Origin of the sequence: Janthinobacterium sp. CG_23.3 (assembly GCF_046115965.1) — a bacterium.
Lineage (GTDB): Bacteria > Pseudomonadota > Gammaproteobacteria > Burkholderiales > Burkholderiaceae_D > Janthinobacterium.
Genome location: NZ_JBJXIB010000001.1, coordinates 120,224 through 142,175, shown reverse-complemented (window position 1 = coordinate 142,175; position 21,952 = coordinate 120,224). Strand labels below are relative to the sequence as shown.

General features: G+C 63.7%; 24 protein-coding genes. 17 read left to right on the top strand and 7 right to left on the bottom strand.

What is annotated here, in order from left to right; genetic code table 11:
- Positions 1-2: 2 nt before the first annotated feature.
- Positions 3-1,535 (bottom strand): hypothetical protein, encoded by a 1,533-nt coding sequence (locus ACFDR9_RS00535; protein WP_409029712.1) that lies wholly within the window; start codon positions 1,533-1,535, stop codon positions 3-5.
- A gap of 262 nt (positions 1,536-1,797) precedes the next feature.
- On the opposite strand from ACFDR9_RS00535, the gene ACFDR9_RS00530 reads away from it, so the two are divergent.
- On the top strand, positions 1,798-2,232 hold the full coding sequence (locus ACFDR9_RS00530; protein WP_409029711.1) for a hypothetical protein: 435 nt from the start codon (positions 1,798-1,800) through the stop codon (positions 2,230-2,232).
- Between the two features lie 88 nt (positions 2,233-2,320).
- On the opposite strand, the gene ACFDR9_RS00525 is transcribed toward ACFDR9_RS00530, so the two are convergent.
- Together ACFDR9_RS00525 and ACFDR9_RS00520 are read right to left on the bottom strand one after the other, a co-directional pair.
- Complete coding sequence (locus ACFDR9_RS00525; protein WP_198291996.1) at positions 2,321-2,479, bottom strand: AIR carboxylase family protein; 159 nt, start codon at positions 2,477-2,479, stop codon at positions 2,321-2,323.
- A gap of 13 nt (positions 2,480-2,492) precedes the next feature.
- On the bottom strand, positions 2,493-3,422 hold the full coding sequence (locus ACFDR9_RS00520) for a sodium-dependent bicarbonate transport family permease (RefSeq protein ID WP_409029710.1): 930 nt from the start codon (positions 3,420-3,422) through the stop codon (positions 2,493-2,495).
- 95 nt (positions 3,423-3,517) lie between these two features.
- On the opposite strand from ACFDR9_RS00520, the gene ACFDR9_RS00515 reads away from it, so the two are divergent.
- On the top strand, positions 3,518-4,498 hold the full coding sequence (locus tag ACFDR9_RS00515; protein WP_409029709.1) for a LysR family transcriptional regulator: 981 nt from the start codon (positions 3,518-3,520) through the stop codon (positions 4,496-4,498).
- Positions 4,499-4,697: 199 nt separating this feature from the next.
- Here ACFDR9_RS00515 and ACFDR9_RS00510 read toward each other — a convergent pair whose 3' ends face one another.
- Positions 4,698-6,398, bottom strand: a complete 1,701-nt coding sequence (locus ACFDR9_RS00510; RefSeq protein WP_409029708.1) for an MFS transporter — start codon at positions 6,396-6,398, stop codon at positions 4,698-4,700.
- A 291-nt stretch (positions 6,399-6,689) separates the two neighbouring features.
- On the opposite strand from ACFDR9_RS00510, the gene ACFDR9_RS00505 reads away from it, so the two are divergent.
- From ACFDR9_RS00505 to ACFDR9_RS00475, 7 genes are read left to right on the top strand one after another with little or no spacing between them, the layout of a single operon-like run.
- Positions 6,690-7,868 (top strand): acetyl-CoA C-acyltransferase, encoded by a 1,179-nt coding sequence (locus ACFDR9_RS00505; protein WP_409029707.1) that lies wholly within the window; start codon positions 6,690-6,692, stop codon positions 7,866-7,868.
- 58 nt (positions 7,869-7,926) lie between these two features.
- Positions 7,927-9,810, top strand: coding sequence for an acyl-CoA dehydrogenase (locus tag ACFDR9_RS00500; protein WP_409029706.1), 1,884 nt, complete (start codon positions 7,927-7,929; stop codon positions 9,808-9,810).
- 19 nt (positions 9,811-9,829) lie between these two features.
- A complete protein-coding gene (locus ACFDR9_RS00495) occupies positions 9,830-10,132 on the top strand; it encodes a Dabb family protein (RefSeq protein WP_017875601.1) in 303 nt (100 codons plus the stop codon).
- Positions 10,133-10,150: 18 nt separating this feature from the next.
- Complete coding sequence (locus ACFDR9_RS00490) at positions 10,151-10,933, top strand: SDR family oxidoreductase (protein WP_409029705.1); 783 nt, start codon at positions 10,151-10,153, stop codon at positions 10,931-10,933.
- 11 nt (positions 10,934-10,944) lie between these two features.
- Entirely contained in the window at positions 10,945-11,940 is a 996-nt protein-coding gene (locus tag ACFDR9_RS00485; protein WP_409029704.1) for an NADP-dependent oxidoreductase, read from the top strand.
- Positions 11,941-12,852, top strand: coding sequence for an SDR family oxidoreductase (locus ACFDR9_RS00480; protein ID WP_409029703.1), 912 nt, complete (start codon positions 11,941-11,943; stop codon positions 12,850-12,852).
- 46 nt (positions 12,853-12,898) lie between these two features.
- Positions 12,899-13,393, top strand: a complete 495-nt coding sequence (locus ACFDR9_RS00475) for a GNAT family N-acetyltransferase (RefSeq protein ID WP_409029702.1) — start codon at positions 12,899-12,901, stop codon at positions 13,391-13,393.
- On the opposite strand, the gene ACFDR9_RS00470 is transcribed toward ACFDR9_RS00475, so the two are convergent.
- The 3 genes from ACFDR9_RS00470 to ACFDR9_RS00460 are packed head-to-tail and all read right to left on the bottom strand — an operon-like array spanning position 13,383 to position 15,477.
- Positions 13,383-14,120, bottom strand: a complete 738-nt coding sequence (locus ACFDR9_RS00470; protein ID WP_017875596.1) for an NRDE family protein — start codon at positions 14,118-14,120, stop codon at positions 13,383-13,385. The two genes, ACFDR9_RS00475 and ACFDR9_RS00470, sit on opposite strands and share 11 nt — an antisense overlap.
- Positions 14,111-14,401: a DUF4936 family protein gene (locus tag ACFDR9_RS00465; RefSeq protein WP_409029701.1), complete on the bottom strand. Its 291-nt coding sequence runs from the start codon at positions 14,399-14,401 to the stop codon at positions 14,111-14,113. The genes ACFDR9_RS00470 and ACFDR9_RS00465 overlap by 10 nt, the downstream gene beginning before the upstream one ends.
- A 5-nt stretch (positions 14,402-14,406) precedes the next feature.
- Positions 14,407-15,477, bottom strand: a complete 1,071-nt coding sequence (locus ACFDR9_RS00460; protein WP_409029700.1) for a YgfZ/GcvT domain-containing protein — start codon at positions 15,475-15,477, stop codon at positions 14,407-14,409.
- A 123-nt stretch (positions 15,478-15,600) separates the two neighbouring features.
- Here ACFDR9_RS00460 and mltG point away from each other — a divergent pair, with 123 nt between their 5' ends.
- The 8 genes from mltG to ACFDR9_RS00420 all read left to right on the top strand — a co-directional run bounded on the left by mltG (position 15,601) and on the right by ACFDR9_RS00420 (position 21,825).
- Positions 15,601-16,587, top strand: a complete 987-nt coding sequence (gene mltG, locus ACFDR9_RS00455; protein WP_409029699.1) for an endolytic transglycosylase MltG — start codon at positions 15,601-15,603, stop codon at positions 16,585-16,587.
- A gap of 13 nt (positions 16,588-16,600) precedes the next feature.
- Positions 16,601-17,248 carry a dTMP kinase gene (gene tmk, locus ACFDR9_RS00450; protein WP_409029698.1) on the top strand — a complete coding sequence of 216 codons (648 nt, stop codon included), beginning with the start codon at positions 16,601-16,603 and terminating at the stop codon, positions 17,246-17,248.
- Positions 17,249-17,324: 76 nt separating this feature from the next.
- A complete protein-coding gene (locus tag ACFDR9_RS00445) occupies positions 17,325-18,356 on the top strand; it encodes a DNA polymerase III subunit delta' (protein WP_409029697.1) in 1,032 nt (343 codons plus the stop codon).
- Between the two features lie 10 nt (positions 18,357-18,366).
- Complete coding sequence (locus tag ACFDR9_RS00440; protein ID WP_026132620.1) at positions 18,367-18,744, top strand: PilZ domain-containing protein; 378 nt, start codon at positions 18,367-18,369, stop codon at positions 18,742-18,744.
- A 92-nt stretch (positions 18,745-18,836) separates the two neighbouring features.
- A complete protein-coding gene (locus ACFDR9_RS00435; RefSeq protein WP_409029696.1) occupies positions 18,837-19,616 on the top strand; it encodes a TatD family hydrolase in 780 nt (259 codons plus the stop codon).
- Between the two features lie 7 nt (positions 19,617-19,623).
- Positions 19,624-20,301: an ankyrin repeat domain-containing protein gene (locus ACFDR9_RS00430; protein ID WP_409029695.1), complete on the top strand. Its 678-nt coding sequence runs from the start codon at positions 19,624-19,626 to the stop codon at positions 20,299-20,301.
- Positions 20,302-20,567: 266 nt separating this feature from the next.
- Positions 20,568-21,491, top strand: coding sequence for a methyltransferase domain-containing protein (locus tag ACFDR9_RS00425; RefSeq protein ID WP_409029694.1), 924 nt, complete (start codon positions 20,568-20,570; stop codon positions 21,489-21,491).
- An 85-nt stretch (positions 21,492-21,576) separates the two neighbouring features.
- Positions 21,577-21,825, top strand: coding sequence for a hypothetical protein (locus ACFDR9_RS00420; RefSeq protein ID WP_017875586.1), 249 nt, complete (start codon positions 21,577-21,579; stop codon positions 21,823-21,825).
- Positions 21,826-21,952: the final 127 nt, after the last annotated feature.

Genomic DNA, 21,952 nt, shown 5'->3' with positions numbered 1-21,952 from the left:
TCCTACAGCGGCGCCGACCACAGCTCGTCCGACTGGAACGTGACGCCGTTTTCGGTGACGTTGACGTGCGCGCCGTACGTCTTGGTGCTGTTGTACATCGCGTTGGTGCGGTTGGTCAGGCGGCCGCCCCAGCAAGCGCCGTGGCCGTCCCAGCTGAACGCCCATTCCGGGTGGTAGGTCTTGCCGTTGGCGGTGCTGTAGGAATATGACGCGGCCCAGTAGTCGCCGAAGCCTTCGCCCATGGCGCCGGTGTCGCCGCCGCTCCAGTTCGAGTTGATGTTGGCCTGGATGCCATGGCCGTATTCGTGCAGGATCACGTCGGCGTCTTCCGAGTCGTTGACGCAACCATGGCCGAACGCCAGATAGTCGTTGCTGCCGCCGTGGCTGTAGTGGGAATTGTCGTCGCCGTTGACGCCGTCGGTGTCGACGTCCAATGGGCGGTTGATGATGCCCTTGGTGCCAGTGAAGCCGAGCGACTGGATGTAGCGCTGGCTTTGATCGAGGTGGAAGTAAACGTTGCTGTCGTCGAAGGCGTTGTTGCCGCGCTTGGCCGTCCAGACGCCGTTGGTGGTGGTGCTCGGCGCGGTGTTCGGCGATTCGAGGTTGGTGATGTTGACGTAGGGGCCGGTCAGCTTGTAGACGCCGCCGCTGACGGTCAGGTCGGGCAGCGACTTGTTCGAGTAGGCGGCGTCGAAGGCCGATGCCGGCGAGGTGTCGGTCAGGGCGTCGTTGGCCAGCGCGGTGCGCGGGTCCGGATCGAAGACCAGGCCCATGCCGTTGATGCCGGAAGCGGCCACGGCAACGGCCGCGGTGCCGGCCGCCACCTTGCCGCCCGAGAGCGACCGCGCCTTGGCCGCCGGCAGCGCTTGCGCCGCCTGGGTTGCGGCGACGCGGTCCAGCTGCGTGCCGGCCAGGCGGCCGCGCGCGGCGATGCTGCGCTCGCCGCCTTTATTGGTGCGCGGCAGCGACGTCGAGTAGGAGTCGATCAGCTCGCCGTTGTGCGCGTTCAGGTATTGGACGAAGCCGCCGGTCGGCATCTGCGCCTCGATCTGCACCTTGCGGGCCAGCTGGACGCCGTCCTTGGTTGCCACCCACACCAGTTCCGCGCTAGGCGTGGACACCAGCGGATGCTGCACCTTCATGTTGTTCCAGCCCTTGTCCAAGGCCTTGTCGGCGGAGATTTGGCTTTGCACATACAGCTGGTTGACGGCGTTCGCGTCGACCGTCGCCGAAATGTGCTTGGTTTCGTTGAAGATCTTGTTCAGCTGGCCGTCGTTGCGGATCGAGACGATGATCTCGGCCCGGTCGAGCGGCAGGCCGCGCAGCATTTGCTGGTAGTGGTAATGCTTACCGGTCAGCGATTCCTGCACCTTGGTCAACACCAGGTTACCCAGGTCGGCCGGTAGCCCATAGGTGCCCGCGTGGCGCAGCAATACCGTCTGGGCGGAACCGGCACGGGTGTTCGAGAACACCGTGAGGTTTTCCGTGGTGATGCTCTCGGCCTGGGCCAAGCCCGCGTAAGCGAGGACAATCAAAGAAGCCAAAATAGAACGTGAGTGATGCCGCATATATACTCTCCAAATCGTTTTTTAGGATATGCGTCGTTTGACTGTCATGGGGGCGCCGTGTAGCCCCTTATTCACCAAGCAACGTGAATAAAGTATATGGCCGGTACTGTTGGGGTTTGGCGAATATTTCTAAAATGTGACAACTACGCAACATTGCACAGGCGGTATTACACGGGCGTAAAAAATGGCATATGATCAGGAGCCCAGTACCTATGTGAAGAGGGTCCAGATGCGTCTTTCCTACGCCGTCGTGATGGTGGCCACCTTGTACGCCGGCTGCGCAGTGGCCGAACGGCCGGCGCAGACTAGCGCGCCGGCGGCGCCGGTCGGACAGCCCCTGCCGCCGAAGCCGATTCCCGACCAAGAGCCGGAGGTGACGCAAGCGGTGCGCCAGGTTTTGCTGGACACCGCCGAGGGCAAGGTTGCGCCGCAGCAGTTCACCGAACGCGCTCGCGCCGCCATGTTTCCGGATGAGGCCAAGGCGCTGGGCGCGAGCCTGCGCGGTTACGGCGCCCTCGATTCGCTGCAATTGTTGGAGCGCAAGGTTGACGGCGAAGACCGCCTGTACCGCTACCGCGCGGCGTATGCGAAGGCGAGCGTGCTGGTCGACATTACCTACGACAAGGGCGGGCGCATCGGCCTGCTGCAAGCGCGCCCGGAATAGGGCGACCAGGCTGCGCAGTCGCGCTTCCCGCCAACGAAAAAAGCCGCTATTGCTAACGGCTTTTTACATCCTGGGCGAAAGCGTTTGCCTAGAAGGCCGGTTTTGGCCCGTCGGTTTCATACGTTAACATCTCTGCCCCGACTTCGGCGCGCCACGGCACACCAAATTCGGTCAGCAGTTCGCTTCCCACGCGCATGGTTTCCCAATCGCTGCGCGATCCCATAACAATCGCCACTGTCGCATTCATTGAAGTCATCCTTTTAGTAAAAATAGTGAACCCAGCGTTGATACACCGGTATGCCGATCAATACGTTGACGGGGAACGTCACACCCAGCGCAGCCAAGATCGCCAGGCCGACATTTGCCCCGGGAATTGCGGCGCGGATCGCAGCCGGTGCCGCGATGTAGGACGCGCTTGCCGCTAGCGCCGCCAGCACGAGGGTGCTGCCCTCCGGTAGATTGAACAGCAACGCCAATCCAATTCCCGACCAAGCCAGCGCGAACGGGGCGAGCGCCGCGAACACGATCAGGCGCCAGTGCTTCCACGGTAGCGGCGAGCAAAAGCGCGCCGTGCACAGCCCCATCTCCAACAGGAAGATCGATAGCATCGTCTTGAAGCCACCTATCAGCACGGTCTGCAATGGCTCGAGGCCCGACGGTCCGTACAGATAGCCGATCAATACGCCGCCACCTAGCAGCAGCACACCGCGGCTTGTCAGCGCTTCATGCAGTACGCCGCCTTGCGCGTTTTGGCCGCTGGTGCGGCGCTGCCAGAGCAGCATCACGACGATGGCCGGCAACTCCAGCATGACCAGATACAGCGTGGTTTGCGGGCTGACGGGTAGACCGGCACGCTCGACCAGGGTGAGCACCACGGCGAACGTCCCGGCGCTCACCGAGCCGTAATGGGCGGCAACGCTGGCGGCGTTGTCTGGCGATAGTCGCACCATTCTGCGCAGCACCGGGTAACACACGATAGGCAGGAGCACACCGAGTCCCGCAACTGCGAGCAGCTCGGGCAACATCGATGATTGAAACTTACCGTGCAGCGCCATCCCTCCCTTCAGACCCAGCACCAGCATCAACAAAATGGCCAGGGTGTCGTAAAACGAGGCTGGCACTTTCAAGTCCGACTTCATCAGCCCCGCGAATAGTCCGAGCGCAAAAAACGCAATCACGATATCTGGCATGCAGCACTTTCGTTGTTGAGAGAGTGGCGATTTTGGCGGACTCCAGGGTATATTGGGTAATAAATTAATCCATGCAAAGGTATAGAGAATTATCTATGAATATCCGCCACCTTAGTTTTCGCCTGCTGCAGGTGTATGTACAGGTCATACGTTTAGGCACGATTTCGGCCGCTGCAAGGGCTCTGCATCTGACCCAGCCAACCGTGTCGCTACAACTGAAGCGCTTGACGGAAGCGGTCGGCGAGCCGCTGGTTGAAAGTCGCGATGGCAAAACGGTCGCTACCCATGTGGGTGAACAGTTGTATGGCGCCGCCTGCGATGTGCTGGGGCGGTTCGATGACTTCAATGGCGTGCTTGAGCAAGCCAGGGGGGGGAACTTGGGCCATGTGCGAATCGGTGTCGTGACCACGGCCAAATATGTTCTGCCGCGTTTGTTGGGTCCGTTTTGCGAACAATTTCCCCAGGTCGGTGTGACGCTCAATGTAGGGAATCGGGCCAATGTACTAGAGCGCTTTGAGCGCCAGGAGGACGACATCTACCTTTTCAGTCATCCGCCAAGCGGACCAACGGTACATGCAACGCGGATACTGAAAAATCCGCTGCAGCTAATTGCGCCCGCCGGGCACTGGGCGGTAGGGCGAAAAAAGTTACCTTTTTTCGAATTGAGGCAGGAACGCTTCCTGGTGCGCGAGCCTGGTTCGGCGACACGCATGATGTTCGAGTCTTGGCTCAGCGGGCACGGCATGGAGTTGGGCAATACGATGCAGATCGCTAGCAATGAGGCGATACGCTTGAGTGTCGCTTCGGGCCTGGGACTGTCGGTTATTTCCGCGCACACGCTGCAGGAAGGCCGGGAGCGACTGGCGCTACTCGACGTGCATGGTTTTCCGCTTGAAAGCAATTGGTATCTGGTGGCGCGCAAAGACCGGCGCCTGCCCTACGCGGCCCGCGAACTGATACGCTTCATCGGCGCGCACGCGGACGAATTCATCGAGTCAGACTGGATCTATCCGGACATACGGGAATTGACCGAGCAATTTGTCAGCACCAAACCTGATTCGTGGTCTGACCGCTGATGCTTCCCGAGTATTCCACCATGTTGTCGCCACACGGCCTCACGGCGACGCAACAGCGCCGCTTGGTTCGCTGTGGCCGGCTTGCGGGAGGACTTGCGCCACCGGGACGCCCATGCCGTGGGTATCAAAAAAGCCGCTATCGCTAGCGGCTTGCAACAACTAAGGGCGCACCGCGGGGGCGGCGCGCCTGGCATACCGCTTAGTCGGCGGCGTAGATGTCGTTGTCCTTGGTTTCCTTGACGAACAGGGTACCGATGACCACGGTCGCCAGGGCGATCACGATCGGATACCACAGGCCGTAGTAGATGTCGCCCTTGAAGGCCACCAGCGCGAAGGCGGTGGTCGGCAGCAGGCCGCCGAACCAGCCGTTGCCGATGTGGTAGGGCAGCGACATCGAGGTGTAGCGGATGCGGGTCGGGAACATTTCAACGAGCATCGCGGCGATCGGGCCGTACACCATCGTTACGTACAGCACCAGGATGAACAGCAGCAAGACCACCATCGGCTTGTTGATCTGGTCAGGATCGGCCTTGGCCGGATAACCCGCGGCCTTGATGGCGGCGCCGGCTTCTTTCTTGAAGTCGGCTTCTTTCGCCTTGCTGGCGGCGTCGAAGTTCAGGTTGTCCGGTGTCATGCTCGCGGTGAAGGAAATGATTTCCTTGTCGCCGATCTTGATCTTGGCAACGCTACCGGCCGGTGCGTCTTCCTTGGTGTAGTTGACCGAGCTGGACGACAGTACCTGGGTGGCGATGTCGCACGAGGATGGGAATTTCTTGGTGCCGGTCAGGTTGAACTGGAAGTGGCAGGAGGCCGGGTCGGCGACGACCACCACCGGCGAGTTCTTCAGCGCGGTTTCCAACGCCGGGTTGGCGTAGTGGGTCAGGCCGGCGAACAGCGGGAAGTAGGTCAGCGCGGCGACCAGGCAACCGCCGAGGATGATGTATTTGCGGCCGATGCGGTCCGACAGGGTGCCGAAGAAGATGAAGAACGGCGTCGCCAGCAGCAGCGCGATGGCGATCAGGATGTTGGCCGTGGCCAGGTCCACTTTCAGGGTCTGGATCATGAAGAACAGCGCGTAGAACTGGCCGGTGTACCACACCACCGCTTGGCCGGCGGTCAGGCCGATCAACGCCAGGATGACGATCTTCAGGTTTTTCCATTTACCGAAGGCTTCGCTCAGCGGCGCTTTCGAGGTTTTGCCCTCGGCTTTCATTTTGGCGAAGGCCGGCGATTCGCTCATCGACAGGCGGATCCAGACGGAAATGCCGAGCAGCAGCACCGACACCAGGAACGGCACGCGCCAGCCCCAGGCGGAGAACGCCTCTTCGCCGACGGCCAGGCGGGTGCCCAGGATCACCATCAGCGAGAGGAAGAAGCCCAGCGTCGCCGTGGTCTGGATCCAGGCGGTGAAGGCGCCGCGCTTGCCTTCGGGCGCGTGCTCGGCGACGTAGGTGGCCGCGCCGCCGTATTCGCCGCCCAGCGCCAGCCCTTGCAGGATGCGCAGCGTGACCAGGATGATGGGGGCGGCGATGCCGATCGAGGCGTAGCCCGGCAGCAGGCCGACGATGAAGGTCGACGCGCCCATGATGACGATGGTGACCAGGAAGGTGTACTTGCGCCCGATCATGTCGCCGAGGCGGCCGAACACCAGCGCGCCGAATGGGCGTACGATGAAGCCGGCGGCAAAGGCCAGCAGCGCGAAAATGAAGGTGGTGGTCGGGTCGCCGACGAAGAACTGTTTGGCGATGATGGAGGCGAGCGAACCGTACAGGTAAAAATCGTACCACTCGAATACGGTGCCCAGCGAGGACGCGAAGATGACCTTGCGCTCCTCGGGGGTGATCGGGGTGCCCTTGGTGCTGACTTTCCGCGTGTCCGCGGTGCCGGATGATAGTGCCATGTCTGTCTCCAATATAATTATTTGAACTACTTTTAGCAGATTTGTTATTACGCCATCAGCTGCACCGAGTCTGAGCGAGAAAACTTACGCCATGCTTGCGCCAAGCTTACGCCAAACTTACATAAGGTGCCGCCGCGCGGACAAGTGGAGGCTTCTGATGCCGACGTGATAAATTTGCGAACGACCGTACTAAAATGTGCTATTCTCGTTTTATCGATTCACGAACTTGCCGTTGGCAGAGCGTGCCGCAGTGCCGCCTGCCAGCTTAAAACCATCCTTTAGGAGACTCACATGATAGACGCCGTCATCGTTTCGACCGCCCGCACCGGTTTGGCCAAGTCCTGGAAGGGCGCGTTCAATATGACGCACGGCGCCACCCTTGGCGGCCACGTGCTGCAGGCGGCGATCCAGCGCGCCAACATCGAGGCCGGCGAAGTGGAAGACGTGCTGGTCGGCTGCGCCAATCCGGAAGGCGCCACCGGCGGCAACATCGCGCGGCAGATCGCCCTGCGCGGCGGCGCCCCGGTCACCACCGGCGGCATGACCATCAACCGCTTCTGTTCGTCGGGTTTGCAAGCCATCGCGCTGGCGGCCCAGCGCATCATCGCCGGCGAAGGCGACATCTACGCCGCCGGCGGCGTCGAATCCATTTCCTGCGTGCAGCAGGAGATGAATATGCATATGTATAAGGACGTTTGGCTGTCGCAGAACAAGCCGGAGATTTACTGGCCGATGCTGCAGACGGCCGAGACCGTCGCCAAGCGCTATCACATCGGCCGCGAACGCCAGGACGAATACGGCGTGCAGAGCCAGCAGCGCGCCGCCGCGGCCCAGGCCGCCGGCCGCTTCGACGCCGAAATCGTCGCCATGACCACCACCATGGGCGTCGCCGACAAGGCCTCGGGCATGTTGCTGACGCGCGAAGTGACTATTTCCGCCGACGAGGGCATCCGCGCCGACACGACGCTGGAGGCGGTCTCGAAAATCCGCTCGGCGGTACCGGGCGGCGTCATCTCCGCGGGCAACGCCAGCCAGTTTTCGGACGGCGCCTCGATGGCCATCGTCATGAACGGCAAGGTTGCCGAAGCGAAGGGCTTGCAGCCGCTGGGCATCTTCCGCGGTTTCGCCGTGGCCGGCTGCGAGCCCGACGAAATGGGCATCGGCCCGGTCTTCGCGATTCCGAAGTTGCTAAAAAAGGCCGGCCTGACGGTCGCCGACATCGGCCTGTGGGAGTTGAACGAGGCCTTCGCCGTGCAGGTGCTGTATTGCGCCGACACGCTGGGCATCCCGATGGACCGCTTGAACGTCAACGGCGGCGCGATCGCCGTCGGCCATCCCTACGGCGTGTCGGGCGCGCGCCTGGCCGGCCATGCGCTGATCGAGGGCAAGCGCCGCGGCGTCAAGTACGTCGTCGTGACGATGTGTATCGGCGGCGGACAGGGTGCGGCGGGCCTGTTTGAAGTAGTCTAAGTTTCATCCGGCGGGCGCTCACAGTAAGCGCCCGTTTTTTATTCCAGAGACAAACACCATGCAATCAACAATCCTTTCCCGGCGCGATCTCGATTTCCTGCTGTATGAATGGCTGGACGTGGCGGCGTTGACGGCGCGTCCGCGCTATGCCGACCACAACCGCGAGAGCTTCGACGCGGCGATCGACACGGCCGAGCGGATCGCCACCGATCTGTTCGCGCCGCACAATAAGAAGAGCGACCAGCAGGAGCCGCGCGCGGTCCCCGGCGACGGCTGCCTGGAGGTGCAACTGATTCCCGAGGTGAAGCTGGCGCTGGACGCGTTCTGCGCCGCCGGCTTGATGGCCAGCGCACAGGACTACGCGTACGACGGCATGCAATTGCCGTCAGTGTTGGAGAAAACCCTGTCGGCCTACGTCACGGCGGCCAACGTCGGCACCGCCTCGTATATCTTCCTCACCGTCAGCAACGCCAACACCTTGCTCAAGTGTGGCACGGCGGAGCAGGTGCGGCGTTTCGTCCGGCCCATGTTCGAGGGTAGGTTTTTCGGCACCATGTGCCTGTCCGAGCCGCAGGCCGGCTCCAGCCTGTCCGACATCAGCACCCGCGCCGAGCCGGACCCGGTCGAGGGCGTCGACGGCGAGCGCCAGTATCGCCTGACCGGCAACAAGATGTGGATCTCGGCCGGCGAACACAATCTCGCCGGCAATATCGTCCACCTGGTGCTGGCGAAGATCCCCGGCCCGGACGGGCGCCTGATCGCCGGCGTGCGCGGGATTTCCCTGTTCATCGTGCCGAAGTTCCTGGTCGGCGCCGACGGCGAGCCGGGCGCGCGCAACGACGTCGTGCTGGCGGGGCTGAACCACAAGATGGGCCACCGCGGCACCAGCAACTGCCTGCTCAACTTCGGCGAGGGCAGGTTCAAGCCGGACGGCAAGGCCGGCGCCATCGGCTACCTGGTCGGCCAGCCGCACCAGGGCCTGGCGAATATGTTCCATATGATGAACGAGGCGCGCATCGCCGTCGGCCTGGGGGCGGCCGTGCTCGGCTACACCGGTTACCTGCACGCGCTCGATTACGCCCGCAGCCGGCCGCAGGGACGCCATCCGGCCGCGAAGGACCCGGCCCAGCCGCAGATTCCCATCATCGGGCATACCGATGTGCGGCGCATGTTGCTGGCGCAGAAGTCTTACGTCGAGGGCGGGTTGGCGCTGGTGCTGTATAGCGCCCGCCTGGTGGACGAGGCGAATAGCGCCGAAACGCCGGCCGCGCGCGAGCACGCCAACCGCCTGCTCGACTTCTTGACGCCGATCACCAAGTCGTGGCCGTCGCAGTGGTGTCTGGAGGCAAACAACCTGGCGATCCAGGTGCATGGCGGCTATGGTTACACGCGCGAATATAATGTCGAGCAGTTCTACCGTGACAACCGCCTGAATGCGATCCATGAAGGCACGCACGGCATCCACGGGCTCGACTTATTGGGGCGCAAGGTGGCGCTGCAGGACGGCGCGCTGTTCCAGAGCTTCGGCGCGGAGCTGGCCAAGACCGTGGCCAAGGCGCGCGCGGTCGACGATGGCGGCTTCGCGTCCGACCTGAACGGCTACGCCGACGCGCTGGCCGCCACCTGGGTGCGCGTCGAACAGGTGACGCTGGCCTTGTACGCGGCCGGCGACATGAACAAGACGCTGGCCAACGCCAGCGCCTATCTGGAGGCGCTGGGCCACACGACGGTGGCCTGGATCTGGCTGGAACTGGCGCTGTTGGCGGCGAGCAAGCTGCCGGCGGCGCTGGCTGGCAATCCGGCCGACGCCGACTTTTATCGCGGCAAATTGCAGGCTTGCCGCTACTTCTACCATTGGGAATTGCCGAAGGCGCGGCAGCAGTTGGATGTACTCGAAAGCATCGACACCACGACCCTTGATATGCAAGATGCGTGGTTTTAACCTCATTTATAAAAAAATTATGATCAAGCACATCGTTTTCTGGAAGTTGAAGGACCACGCCGAGGGCGCCGACCGCGCCACCAACGCCGTCAAGATGAAGGCGCTGCTCGATTCCTGCGCCAATCTGGTGCCGGGCATGCTGAAGTTCGAAGCCGTGCTGGCCCAGCCGGGCCTGGAGGCGAGCTACGACGTGGTGCTGTACTCGGAATTCGCTAACAAGGCGGCGCTTGACGCATATCAGGATCATCCAGCGCATATCGCGATCAAACCATTCATCGGCGCCGTGCGCGAAGCGCGCCAGTGCATGGACTACGACATCTAAAAGAATAGAGGAAACACTATGCGTACGACACAAGAATTATTCAGCCTCGTCGGCAAAACCGCGCTGGTCACCGGCGGCTCGCGCGGGCTGGGCCTGCAAATGGCGCTGGCGCTGGGCGAGCAGGGCGCCACGGTCGTCATTGCCGCGCGCAAGCAAGCCGACCTGGACGAGGCGCTCGCCTTCCTGGCCGAGCGCAAGGTCAGCGCCTACGCCGTCGCCGTCGATTTGTCGAAGGACGAGGCCGCCACTCAACTGGTCGACGCCGCGCTGGAACGCCTGGGCCACATCGACATCCTGATCAACAACGCCGGCGCCAGCTGGGGCGCGCCGGCCGAGGATTATCCGCTGGAGGCCTGGGACAAGGTGATGAACCTGAACATCCGCAGCATCTTCCAGGTGTCGCAGGCGGTTGGCAAGCGCTCGATGATTCCGCGCCAGTCGGGCCGCATCATCAACATCGCCTCGATCGCCGGCTTGGCCGGCAACCCGCCCGGCCCGATGAAAACCATCGCCTACAACACGTCGAAGGCGGCGGTGATCAACTTTACCCGCACGCTGGCGGGCGAGTGGGGCGCCTATGGCATCAATGTCAACGCCATCGCGCCGGGTTTCTTCCCGTCCAAGATGACCAAGGGCTTGCTCGACAAGATAGGCGTCGACGAGCTGAAGAAGGACGTGCCGCTGCGCCGCATCGGCGACGACGAGGACTTGAAGGGCGTCACGCTGCTGTTCGCCTCCGACGCCGGCAAGCACATCACTGGCCAGACGCTGGCGGTTGACGGCGGCGTTTCGGCGGTTTGAAAGGAGACATCATGACTAGTTACCAACGCATCGTGCTGGCCGCCCGGCCGCGCGGCGAGGTCAAGGCCAGCGACTTCCGCCTTGAAACGGTGGCCGCGCCCGAGCTCGCCGACGGCCAGGTGCTGGTGCGCAACGACTATTTGTCGCTGGACCCGTATATGCGCGGGCGCATGAGCGAGGCGAAAAGCTACGCCGCCCCGCAGGCGCTCAACGAAACGATGATAGGCGGCACCGTCGGCCAGGTGGTGGCGTCGCGCCACCCGAAATTTGCCGTCGGCGACGCCGTCGTCGGCGTGCTCGGCTGGGCCGAGATGGCGGTATCCGACGGCACCATGCTGCGCAAGGTCGACACCAGCCGCGTGCCCCTGTCGGCCTACCTGGGCGCGGTCGGCATGCCGGGCATGGCCGCGTGGTACGGCCTGAACCAGATCATGCACCCGAAGGCGGGCGAAACCGTGGTGGTCACGGCGGCCAGCGGCGCCGTCGGCAGCGTGGTCGGGCAACTGGCCAAGTTGCGCGGCTGCCGCGTGGTCGGCGTGGCCGGCGGGCCGCAGAAATGCGCCTACGTGGCCGACGAGCTGGGCTTCGACGCCTGCATCGACTACCAGGCCGGCAACGTCGCCGCCGACCTGGCCGCGGCGACGCCGCACGGCATCGACGCGATCTTTGAAAACGTCGGCGGGCCGATCTTCGACGCCGCGCTGCCGCGCACCAATGCCTTCGGCCGGGTCGCGCTGTGCGGCCTGATCGCCGGCTACAACGGCGCCGACATGTCGATCAAGAACTTCCGCTTCCTGCTGACGAGCCGGCTGACGCTGCGCGGCTTCATCGTCACCGAGCACATGGAATACTGGCCGCAGGGGCTCTCCGAGCTGGGCCTGCTGGTGGCCGGCGGCAAACTGCGCTACCGCGAAACCATCGCATCCGGTCTGGCGGCGGCGCCCGGGGCCTTCATCGGCCTGCTCCAAGGTAAAAACTTCGGTAAACAACTGGTGAAACTAGGCTAAATGAACAACTTCCAAGACAAAGTCGTCGTGATCACCGGCGGCGCCGCCGGCCTGGGCCGGGAATTCGCCAACGTCGCGGCGCGCCTGGGCATGAAACTGGTGCTCGCCGACGTACAGCAAAACGCGCTCGACGCGGCCCGGGCCGAACTCGAGGCGGGCGGCGCCGACGTGCTGGCTCTGCTGTGCGACGTGCGCAAGGGCGAGCAGGTGCAGGCGCTGGCCGACGCCAGCATGGCCAAGTACGGCGCCGTGCACCTGCTGTTCAACAACGCCGGCGTCGGCTCGGGCGGGCTGATCTGGGAAAACTCCGAGGCCGACTGGGAATGGGTGCTGGGCGTCAACCTCTGGGGCGTCATCCACGGCGTGCGCATCTTCACCAAGCTGATGCTTGAATGCGCCAAAGCCGACCCGGCCTACGAGGGACACATCGTCAACACCGCCTCGATGGCGGGGCTGCTGAACGCGCCGGCGATGGGCGTCTACAACGTCTCCAAGCACGCCGTCGTGTCGCTGGCCGAAACCCTGTACCACGACCTAAAGCTGGTCGAGGCGCCGATCGGCACCTCGGTGCTGTGCCCATACTTCGTGCCGACCGGCATCAACGAGTCGCACCGCAACCGCCCGGACGACGTGCGCATGACGGCGCGTCCGACGGCCAGCCAACTGGCCTCGCAGGCGGTGACGACCAAGGCCGTGACCTCGGGCAAGGTATCGGCGGCGCAAGTGGCCGACATCACCTTCGACGCCATCCGCGACGGCCAGTTCTACATCTATTCGCACCCGAACGCGCTGGGCGGCGTGCAAGAGCAGATGGCCGCCATCGTCGCGCGGGAAAATCCGCCTGACCCGTACCGCGCCACGCCGCACGTCAGCGAAATGTTGCGTTCGAGTATGAAGATGGCCCAAGCTTGAGTTCGCGCATGCGACAATCAGCGTTTCCCCGACATTTATTCGACACATGAGCAAGCACAGCCTGCACACCATCCGATTTGGCGACTGGGACACCCTGCGCGCCGACGCCCGCCTGATCCGCTTTGAAGTCTTCGTCGACGAGCAGAAAGTGCCCGCCGAAATCGAACTCGACGACATGGACCCGCTGAGCCTGCACGCCGTCGCCTACGACGCCGCCGGCGTGCCGGTCGGCACCGGGCGCCTGCTGCCGGACGGCCACATCGGCCGCATGGCGGTTCGCAAGGCGGGCCGCGGCGGCGGCATCGGCGGCGCGCTGCTGCAAGCGCTGATGGGCAAGGCGCGCGAGCGCGGCGACGTGCGCGTCGTACTGAACGCGCAAACGCTGGCCGCGCCGTTCTACCAGGCGCACGGCTTCGCCATCAGCGGCCCCGAATTCGACGAAGCCGGCATCGCGCACGTTGAAATGGCGCTGGCATTCAATGAATCCCGAGCAGGCAAGCGCGCCAACAACCCGGGTCGCGTCGGGAGGCTTATTGGATGAAGAGTTCGTGCAATTCGCCGGGCGCCTCGGCGTAGAGTTTGACGACGGTCGAGCTGCGCGTGCCATAGCCCGGCGTTTCGATGCGCACCGCCGAGAGCACGCGTTCGAGGTCGAGTGGCACGCCGGTTTCGGGCAAGCGCAGGTCGGGCGCGCGCGCCGTGTCGGCGAGCATTTCGAAATAGGCTTCGTCGGGCGCGCCCTGGCACAGCAGGCTGGCGAATTGGGCTTTGGTTTTGAGCACTTTCGGCCACGGCGCGTCGAGCAGGGCGTTCGACAGGCCGTAGATGCCCGCCTCCAGCGGTTGGCCGTTGCGGGCGTCGTCCTGGCCGCGGTTGGAGTACCAGATCAGGGTGTCGCGGTCGCCCAGCACCAGGTTATAGCCGTTGTAGTCGGCGCCGCCGGCTTCGATGTCGGCGACGTATTGTTGCGCCGTCATGCTGCCGGCCAGGTAGTCGGCCACCAGCGCGCCGCGCGACGGCGCGTCGCTGCGCCGGTCTTGCGGGCTTCGGATGTTGGTGATGGCGGCGAAGCGCGAGCCGGCCCCGCCTTCGCGGGTGATGCCCATCCAGCTGCCGCCGGCTTGCAGGTCGCGCCCGGCGTAGACGTTCGGGTGTTCCGGCCAGACGCCGGCCGGCGCGCTGGCCCGTTCGTAGAACTCGTCGCGGTTGGCGGCGGCGATCAGCGGCACGCCGGGGATGACTTTCCAGGCAAAGACGATCAGGCACATGGGTTCAGGTCCATAAAGACTTCGGTGTGGCGCGCGCCCGCGGCCAGGGCGGCCACGCCGCTTTGCTGCGCCGCGGCGTCGAGCGCGGCCGCGAAGCCGGGCGCGGTGGCCGCGTAGATCTCCATCCAGGTTTGCAAGCCGTCCTTGCTGTCGGGTCGGCGCTTGAGTTGCGCGGCGACGCCGTGTTGCGCGCCCAGCCGCGCTTGCAGCGCCGTCACCAGGCCCAGCAGAGCGGCGGCGTCTTCTTCGCGTACCTGGTAATAAATGTAGAGGTCGTTCATCGCGGCTACAGGTCGAGCGCGTCCAGCACATAGGGCATCGCCAGGAAGCGCAGCGGCGCGCCGCCGGCCGAGCCGTGCCGCACCGAACCCGCGTCGGCCGTGCCTTGTTCGATCGCCGCCAGTTTCATTTCGACCAGCGCGTCGATGCCGCCGGCGCCGTTCGGCGCCGCGTTGACGACCATGCCGCACGGTTGCTCCGGGTCGGCCACGGCAAACACCTCGTCGCCGGCCTTGGCGCCGGCGTCGGCGATACTGACGAGCGTGGTGCGGCGCTTGAGCTTGCCCAGGTACTGGCTGCGCGCGACGATTTCCTGGCCCGGGTAGCAGCCCTTCTTGAAATTGACGCCGCCCAGCAGTTCGAAGTTGACCATTTGCGGCACGAATTTTTCCTGCGTGGCGGCGCCAATCTGCGGCACGCCGGCGTGCACTTCGGACAGGCGCCAAGCGTCGTTGCCGCCCTTGGCCAAGCCGGCGGCCAGCGCCGGCCAGACGGCTTGCGCGCTCTCGGCCGACAGCAGCCACTGGTAGCGCGGCGCGCCGAAGGCGTCGGCCACGCGGATCAGGGTGCCGTGCGGCTGTTGCTCCAGCTTGGCGTAGGGCGCGCTCGGCAGGGCCGCGAACCAGGTCTTCAGCAGGGCCTCGGCCTTGGCGCCGCCCAGTCCCAGGATAAGCTGGTTGGCGGCGTCGGCGCTGGCGTCGTGGAGCTTGGCCTTGGCGCGCATGACGAACAATTGCAGGCGTTTTTGCAGCGCCGGTTGAATATCGCGCGGCAGTTCGAGGAAAATCGACGTATCATTGCGCCACATCAAGAAAGTTGCCAATAAGCGACCCTTGGGCGTGCAATAGCCGGCCAGGCGCGCTTCGGCGGCGCCCAGGTGTTCGACGTCGTTGGTCAATTGGCTGTGCAGGAAGGTGGCGGCGTCGTCGCCGCTGATGCCGATCAGGCCGAGGTCGGTGATCGGGGCGACGAAACCGTCGGCCAGATCGGCGGCGCCCAGCGCCGCGCCGAAGTCGTCAAACAGCCCGTCGCTGCCGTGCGCGCCCTGCAGCACTAAAAATTGATTCCAGTTATTCATAATTTCCAATAGTTTGACGATTAAAGCATTATCATTACGGGCTCATTATAGTGATGTCGCGAAAAACGCGCCGAGTATCACCAAAATCGCCCGCCGGCATCATTCACCACTTGAATCTAACAGATGGCTTTCATTAAAACAGTTTTCCTTAGCGCGATGGTGGCCGCAGCGGCCGCCGGTGTCGGTTTTGCCTACTGGGCGCAGCAGCCGATTACCGAACAGGAGCCAGCGATTGCGTTTACGATCACCCCCGGCAGCGGCGCCCACGCGGCGGGCCAGCAAATCGCCGAGGCCGGGGTGCCGATCGAGCCGCTGCTGTTCAACCTGCTGGCGCGCGTCAGCGCCAAGAGCGGCAAGCTGAAGGCCGGTTCCTACGAGTTGAAGCCGGGCACCACGCCGATGCGCCTGATTAACCAGTTGGCGCGCGGCGAATTCGCCCAGGAATCGCTGACCATCATCGAGGGCTGGACCTTCAAGCAGATGCGCCTGGCGATGGCGGCCCACGAGGGCTTGAAGCACGACACCGCGCAACTGAGCGACCAGGCGCTGATGGCCAGGATTACGCCCGAGTACAAATTGCCGGAGGGCTTGTTCTTTCCCGATACCTATCTGTTCGCCAAGGGCGCCAGCGACATGCAGGTGTTCAAGCAGGCGCACGCGATGCTGATGGAGCGCCTGCGCGAGGCGTGGGAGAAGCGCGACCCGGCCCTGCCGTACAAGAGCGCCTACGAGGCGCTGACGATGGCCTCCATCGTCGAGAAGGAAACCGGGCAAAAGTCCGAGCGTACCATGATCGCCGGCGTGTTCGTCAACCGCTTGAAGCTGGGCATGCTGCTGCAAACCGACCCGACCGTCATTTACGGCATGGGCGAGCGCTACGAGGGCAAAATCCGCAAGCGCGACCTGGAAGGCGACAACCCGTACAATACCTACACCCGCGCCGGTTTGCCGCCGACGCCGATCGCCTTGCCGGGCGCGCAGTCGCTGACCGCGGCGCTGGCGCCGGCCAAGACCGACGCGCTGTATTTCGTCGCCCGCGGCGACGGCACCAGCCAATTTTCCGGCAACCTGCCCGACCACAACCGGGCAGTGAATCAATATCAACGATAGGCGTTTGCGTTTCATGACACAACAGAGTATTACCCCTGCGCGTTTCATCAGCTTCGAAGGCATCGACGGCGCAGGCAAATCGACACACATCGGTTTCGTGGCCGCATTCCTGCGCCTGCGCGGCGTCACGCTGGTGACGACGCGTGAGCCGGGCGGCACGGCGCTGGGCGAAAAGCTGCGCGACTTGCTGCTGCACGAGAAAATGCATTTGGAAACCGAAGCGCTGTTGATGTTCGCCAGCCGGCGCGAGCACATCGCCCAGGTGATCGCGCCGGCGCTGCAGCGCGGCGAGTGGGTGATCTCGGACCGGTTCACCGACGCCAGCTTCGCCTACCAGGGCGGCGGGCGCGGCCTCGACCGCGGCAAGATGGAGGCGCTGGAGCAATGGGTGCACCCCGCCTTGCAACCCGATCTGACCTTGCTGTTCGACGTGCCGCTGGAAGTGGCGCGGGCCCGGCTCGACGCCACCCGTTCGCCCGACAAGTTCGAGCAGGAACAGGCCGACTTCTTCAGCGCCACCCGCGAGGAATACCTGCGGCGCGCCGCGCAGTTTCCGCAACGCTTCCGCGTGATCGACTCGACCCAGTCGATTGCCGCCATCGAAGGTCAGTTGGCGGCGATATTGCATGCCGTGCTCGCTGTATCGGCGCCCGGGCATTGACCGCGCGTGCGCAACACGGCGCCGGTAACACATTAAGAACGCCTTGCAGGCCGTTGTTTTAAAAAGAAAAATAGATATGAGTAGTCCACTTTATCCTTGGCAAGAGGCCGCCTGGCAACAGTTGCAACAGCTGCGCGCGCGCATGCCGCACGCGATCCTGTTCCACGGCGCGGCCGGCATCGGCAAGTCCGACTTTATCGAACGTTTCGCCCAGTCCTTGCTGTGCGAGGACGTGCGCGCCGACCACCACGCCTGCGGCAAATGCGCCTCCTGCGGCTGGTTCCTGCAGCACAACCATCCGGACTACCGCCGCGTGCGGCCGGAGGCGTTGGAGGACGAGATCGACGGCGACGACCCGGAGGCCGACGGCGGCAAGAAAAGCAAGTCGACCAAGACGCCGTCGAAGGACATCAAGATCGAGCAGATCCGCGCGCTGGCCGACTTCATGAACATCTCGACCCACCGCCAGGGCTTGCGGGTGGTGGTGCTGTATCCGGCCGAGGCGCTCAACACGCCGGCCTCGAACGCCTTGCTGAAAACCTTGGAAGAGCCGCCGCCGGGGACCGTATTCCTGTTGGCGTCGAACAGCCTGGACCGCTTGCTGCCGACAATTTTGTCGCGCTGCCGCAAGTTCGCGCTGCCGATGCCCAGCCACGCGCAGGCCCTGGCTTGGCTCAAGGTGCAGGGTTTGGGCGACGCCGACAGTTGGTTGCGCGAGCAGGGCGGGGCGCCGCTGGCGGCACTAGCCAGGGCCGACACCGGCGGCGGCCGCGAGGAAACCGAGGCCTTGCTGCAACTGCTGGCCCATCCGAGCGTCGAAGGCGCGCTGAAAACGGCCGAGAAATTGCAGAAGGCGCCGCTCAATCTTTTGGTTTCTTGTTTGCAACGCTGGCTTTACGACGTTTTTTCGTACAAACTGGCGGGAAACATCCGTTACTATCCCCGCTACCAGAGGGAGTTGGAGGCGCTGGCCGGGAAAATCCACGTCAGCCGTTTGATGGGCGCGATCAAAAGCGCCAATGAACGGCGCGCGGTGGCCGAGCATCCGCTTTCACCCAAGCTCTTTATCGAGGACATGCTGCTCGACTACACGGCCTGCTGTGCTTGAAAGGAAATGAATGACAGGCAGCCCAACTGACGTGACCGCCGTGCCGATAGGCCGGCCGACGGTGCTGTCGCTGGCGATCAAGGAAAAGGCCGCCCTGTACGCGGCTTACATGCCGTTCCTCAAGTACGGCGGCATGTTCGTGCCGACGCAGAAACCGTACAAGATCGGCGACGAGATCTACCTGATCCTGGCGCTGATGGACGACGCCAACAAATACCCGATTGCCGGCAAGGTCGCCTGGTTGACGCCGCCCGGCGCCAACAACAACAAGGCGCAAGGCATAGGCGTGCACTTTCCCGACGATGACAGCGGCCAGCGCGCCCGCCTGCGCATCGAGGAAATCCTCGGCGCCGCGCTGCGTTCGTCGCGCGCCACCCACACGCTGTAGCGGCCGCCCTGTCCGGCGGCGCCCTGGACCGGCGCCGGCGCGGTCCGGTCCCCGCGCTGGCGAGCGCCGCGCCGCTCGCGTACAATCGCGCCATGTATATCGATTCTCATTGCCATATCAATTTCCCCGAGCTGGCCGCTCGCATGCCCGAGATCCTCGCCAAGATGGCCGAGAACAAGGTCACCCACGCTTTGTGCGTGTCGGTCGACCTGCCGGACTTTCCACAGGTGCTAGCGCTGGCCGAACAGTATCCGCATATTTTCGCCTCGGTCGGCGTCCATCCCGACTACGAGGAAACGCCGGAGCCGTCGGTCGACGAGCTGGTGCGCCTGTCGGACCACCCGAAAATTATCGCTATCGGCGAGACCGGCCTGGACTATTTCCGCCTGACCGGCGACCTGGAGTGGCAGCGCGAGCGTTTCCGCACTCACATCAAAGCATCAAGAATCACCCGTAAGCCTTTGATTATCCACACCCGGGCCGCCAGCGAGGACACCATCCGCATCATGCGCGAGGAGGGCGCCGGCACCGAGGCGGGCGGCGTCGCCGGCGTCATGCATTGCTTCACCGAATCGCTGGACGTGGCCAGGGCCGCCATCGACATGGGTTTCTACATCTCTTTTTCGGGCATCGTGACGTTCAAGAGCGCCAAGGATTTGCAGGCGGTGGCGCGCGAAGTGCCGCTGGAGCGCATCTTGATCGAAACCGACTCGCCCTACTTGGCGCCGGTGCCGTTCCGTGGCCGCATCAACGAGCCAGGCTACGTGGCCCATGTCGCCGAATACCTGTCCGCGCTAAAGGGCATTCCGCTGGCCGACGTGGCACGCCAGACAACGGATAATTTCTTCAATCTATTCAACGTGGTACGGTGACTTCCTCATGTTAAATCTCTTCTCCCTGCGGCGCCGCGCCGGCGCGTTCGCGCTGGCCGCCGCGCTCGGCGCCGGCGTCTGCGCGCCGGCCGCGGCCGACGATGCCTACGATTTCTCGCGTTCGGCGCAGATCGACGACGCCCGCACCATGGGCAAGTTGCTGGCGGCCGGCGTCGACCCGAACCTGACCGAGCCGCAGCGCGGCGACCCGGGCATGGTGCTGGCGTTGCGCGAAGGTTCCAACAAGGTGTTCAATTTGTTGCTGGCGCAGCCGCGCATCAATCTGGAGGCGCGCTCCGGCAACGGCGACACGGCCTTGATGATGGCCGCCTATAAGCGCAACATGCCGGCCGTGATGGCCTTGCTGGCCAAGGGCGCGAACGTCAACCAGACCGGTTGGACCGCCTTGCACTACGCCGCCTCGATCGGCGACGACGCCATCGTCCGCGTTCTGCTTGAACGCCACGCCTATATCGACGCCGAATCGCCGGCCAAGATCACGCCGCTGATGGTGGCCGCGCGCGACGGCAAGGACTACACCGTCAAACTATTGCTTGACGAGGGCGCCGACGCCACGCTGAAGAGCGCGCACGGCTGGACCGCCGTGCAGTTTGCCATGGCCACCGACAAGGTTTACGTCGCCGATATCATCAACGCCCACCTGAAGGCCAAGGCCGGAAAATAGTCCGCCCAGTGCCTTGCCCCGCGCCGATTACGCGAACTGGCGCGGAATTGCCGCCCAGCTCACAGCTTTGCTTCCCATCACTATTGGCGATAATGGTTTCGTCACATTAACGGAAGGAAAGAAGCATGGGCAGTCATCATTCAAACCGACGCAGGCTGTATTGCCGCAAGCCGTCGCGCAGCCCGTGTGATTTCATCGCGTTCTGGAACGACAAGACCGATCGGCCCGCAGCGGCGGCCGTGGACCGACCATCCCAAAGGATCACTATGTTGAATGAACGAGAAATCGAAAGCTGCTACTTGGGACAATTCATTCCCGTCCATTACCACCACAATATGTTGATGGACCAAAACCGCATGCACGGCTTCAAGTCGGCAATCGATTACGCCGTCAAGCCGGGCATGAAGGTGCTGGAACTGGGCGGCGGCACCGGCGTGCTGTCGTGGTTCGCGGCAGCCAAGGCCGACAAGGTGTGGTGCGTGGAGTTCAACCCGGACATGGTCCAGCAAGCGCGCAAAATGCTCGCCCTCAACCCGAACGGCGAGAAGGTCGAGGTGGTGCACGCCGACGCCTTCGAGTACTTGCCGCCGGAGCCGGTTGACGTCGTGATCTGCGAGATGATCCATGTCGGCATGCTGCGCGAAAAGCAGGTCGAGGTGATCGAGTCGTTCAAACGCCGCTATCTGCAGCGTTTCGGCGGCCCGCTGCCGGTGTTCCTGCCCGAGGCGGTCATCATGGCGGTGCAACCGATGCAGCAGGAATACGATTTCGAGGGCTTTTACGCGCCCATCGTGCAGTTCCAGGAAACCACGGCCGTGCACCCCGGCGTGCTGGAACTGGCGCCGCCGTCGGTGTACGGCATCGTCGACTTCACCCAGCCGACCGATTCGACCTTCAGTTTCAACGGCAAGTTCGTCATCGAGCGCAGCGGCACCTTGAACTCGCTGCGCTTCGTCACCAAGAACATCCTGGCCGTGATGGAGGAGCGCTCGACGACAATAGACTGGCTCAACCATTACATGAGCCTGCCGCTGGCCGCGCCGCTCCCGGTCTGCGCCGGCGACGTGTTGCAGGTGAGCTTCCAGTACCGCGCGGGCGGTTCGATCCCCTCGCTGGAGGCGGCGATCCAAGTGGCCGTCGTCTACCAGGCCGCGCACCAGCCGGCGCAACGGCCCGCGGTCTACGCTTAAGGCCGGTAAAAAATGAAAAAACCCCACGCAGACGGACTGCGGCGGGGTATATTTCGTCTTTTACCACCTCAGACTACAAAGCTATATGGAACAGAACGACCAACGCTACCTCGTGCAGCAAAACAAAATCGGCGACGCGGAATCGAAGCCGCCCGTGTTTGCCAAGGTAATGCGCAGCAAAGAGGGCGCCTTTGAAGGCGTTTCCTTCATCAAGTCGAAAGACAAGGCCACCGTGATGACGATCGCCGACGCCAACCAGGTCATTGAATGGGCCGGCAAGAAGAAGGCGAACGCCCATGAATACCTGACTAAAATCATTTGCCTGGGACAATAACGGGCGCCGGACGGCATACGCATTTATTTCCCGCATTACCGTTCAACCCCGGTTTTCGCCCGCTGGTCGCGCCATATTGCAGTTCGTCGCACGGCGCTTGTCCGTATCGGCCCGCTTTTATAAAGTG

Bases quoted from the DNA above. Each gene is read 5' to 3' on its own strand.
- ACFDR9_RS00530 (WP_409029711.1), top strand. From the start codon at position 1,798: ATGCGTCTTTCCTACGCCGTCGTGATGGTGGCCACCTTGTACGCCGGC.
- ACFDR9_RS00525 (WP_198291996.1), bottom strand. From the start codon at position 2,479: ATGAATGCGACAGTGGCGATTGTTATGGGATCGCGCAGCGATTGGGAA.
- ACFDR9_RS00520 (WP_409029710.1), bottom strand. From the start codon at position 3,422: ATGCCAGATATCGTGATTGCGTTTTTTGCGCTCGGACTATTCGCGGGG.
- ACFDR9_RS00515 (WP_409029709.1), top strand. From the start codon at position 3,518: ATGAATATCCGCCACCTTAGTTTTCGCCTGCTGCAGGTGTATGTACAG.
- ACFDR9_RS00510 (WP_409029708.1), bottom strand. From the start codon at position 6,398: ATGGCACTATCATCCGGCACCGCGGACACGCGGAAAGTCAGCACCAAG.
- ACFDR9_RS00505 (WP_409029707.1), top strand. From the start codon at position 6,690: ATGATAGACGCCGTCATCGTTTCGACCGCCCGCACCGGTTTGGCCAAG.
- ACFDR9_RS00500 (WP_409029706.1), top strand. From the start codon at position 7,927: ATGCAATCAACAATCCTTTCCCGGCGCGATCTCGATTTCCTGCTGTAT.
- ACFDR9_RS00495 (WP_017875601.1), top strand. From the start codon at position 9,830: ATGATCAAGCACATCGTTTTCTGGAAGTTGAAGGACCACGCCGAGGGC.
- ACFDR9_RS00490 (WP_409029705.1), top strand. From the start codon at position 10,151: ATGCGTACGACACAAGAATTATTCAGCCTCGTCGGCAAAACCGCGCTG.
- ACFDR9_RS00485 (WP_409029704.1), top strand. From the start codon at position 10,945: ATGACTAGTTACCAACGCATCGTGCTGGCCGCCCGGCCGCGCGGCGAG.
- ACFDR9_RS00480 (WP_409029703.1), top strand. From the start codon at position 11,941: ATGAACAACTTCCAAGACAAAGTCGTCGTGATCACCGGCGGCGCCGCC.
- ACFDR9_RS00475 (WP_409029702.1), top strand. From the start codon at position 12,899: ATGAGCAAGCACAGCCTGCACACCATCCGATTTGGCGACTGGGACACC.
- ACFDR9_RS00470 (WP_017875596.1), bottom strand. From the start codon at position 14,120: ATGTGCCTGATCGTCTTTGCCTGGAAAGTCATCCCCGGCGTGCCGCTG.
- ACFDR9_RS00465 (WP_409029701.1), bottom strand. From the start codon at position 14,401: ATGAACGACCTCTACATTTATTACCAGGTACGCGAAGAAGACGCCGCC.
- ACFDR9_RS00460 (WP_409029700.1), bottom strand. From the start codon at position 15,477: ATGAATAACTGGAATCAATTTTTAGTGCTGCAGGGCGCGCACGGCAGC.
- mltG (WP_409029699.1), top strand. From the start codon at position 15,601: ATGGCTTTCATTAAAACAGTTTTCCTTAGCGCGATGGTGGCCGCAGCG.
- tmk (WP_409029698.1), top strand. From the start codon at position 16,601: ATGACACAACAGAGTATTACCCCTGCGCGTTTCATCAGCTTCGAAGGC.
- ACFDR9_RS00445 (WP_409029697.1), top strand. From the start codon at position 17,325: ATGAGTAGTCCACTTTATCCTTGGCAAGAGGCCGCCTGGCAACAGTTG.
- ACFDR9_RS00440 (WP_026132620.1), top strand. From the start codon at position 18,367: ATGACAGGCAGCCCAACTGACGTGACCGCCGTGCCGATAGGCCGGCCG.
- ACFDR9_RS00435 (WP_409029696.1), top strand. From the start codon at position 18,837: ATGTATATCGATTCTCATTGCCATATCAATTTCCCCGAGCTGGCCGCT.
- ACFDR9_RS00430 (WP_409029695.1), top strand. From the start codon at position 19,624: ATGTTAAATCTCTTCTCCCTGCGGCGCCGCGCCGGCGCGTTCGCGCTG.
- ACFDR9_RS00425 (WP_409029694.1), top strand. From the start codon at position 20,568: ATGTTGAATGAACGAGAAATCGAAAGCTGCTACTTGGGACAATTCATT.
- ACFDR9_RS00420 (WP_017875586.1), top strand. From the start codon at position 21,577: ATGGAACAGAACGACCAACGCTACCTCGTGCAGCAAAACAAAATCGGC.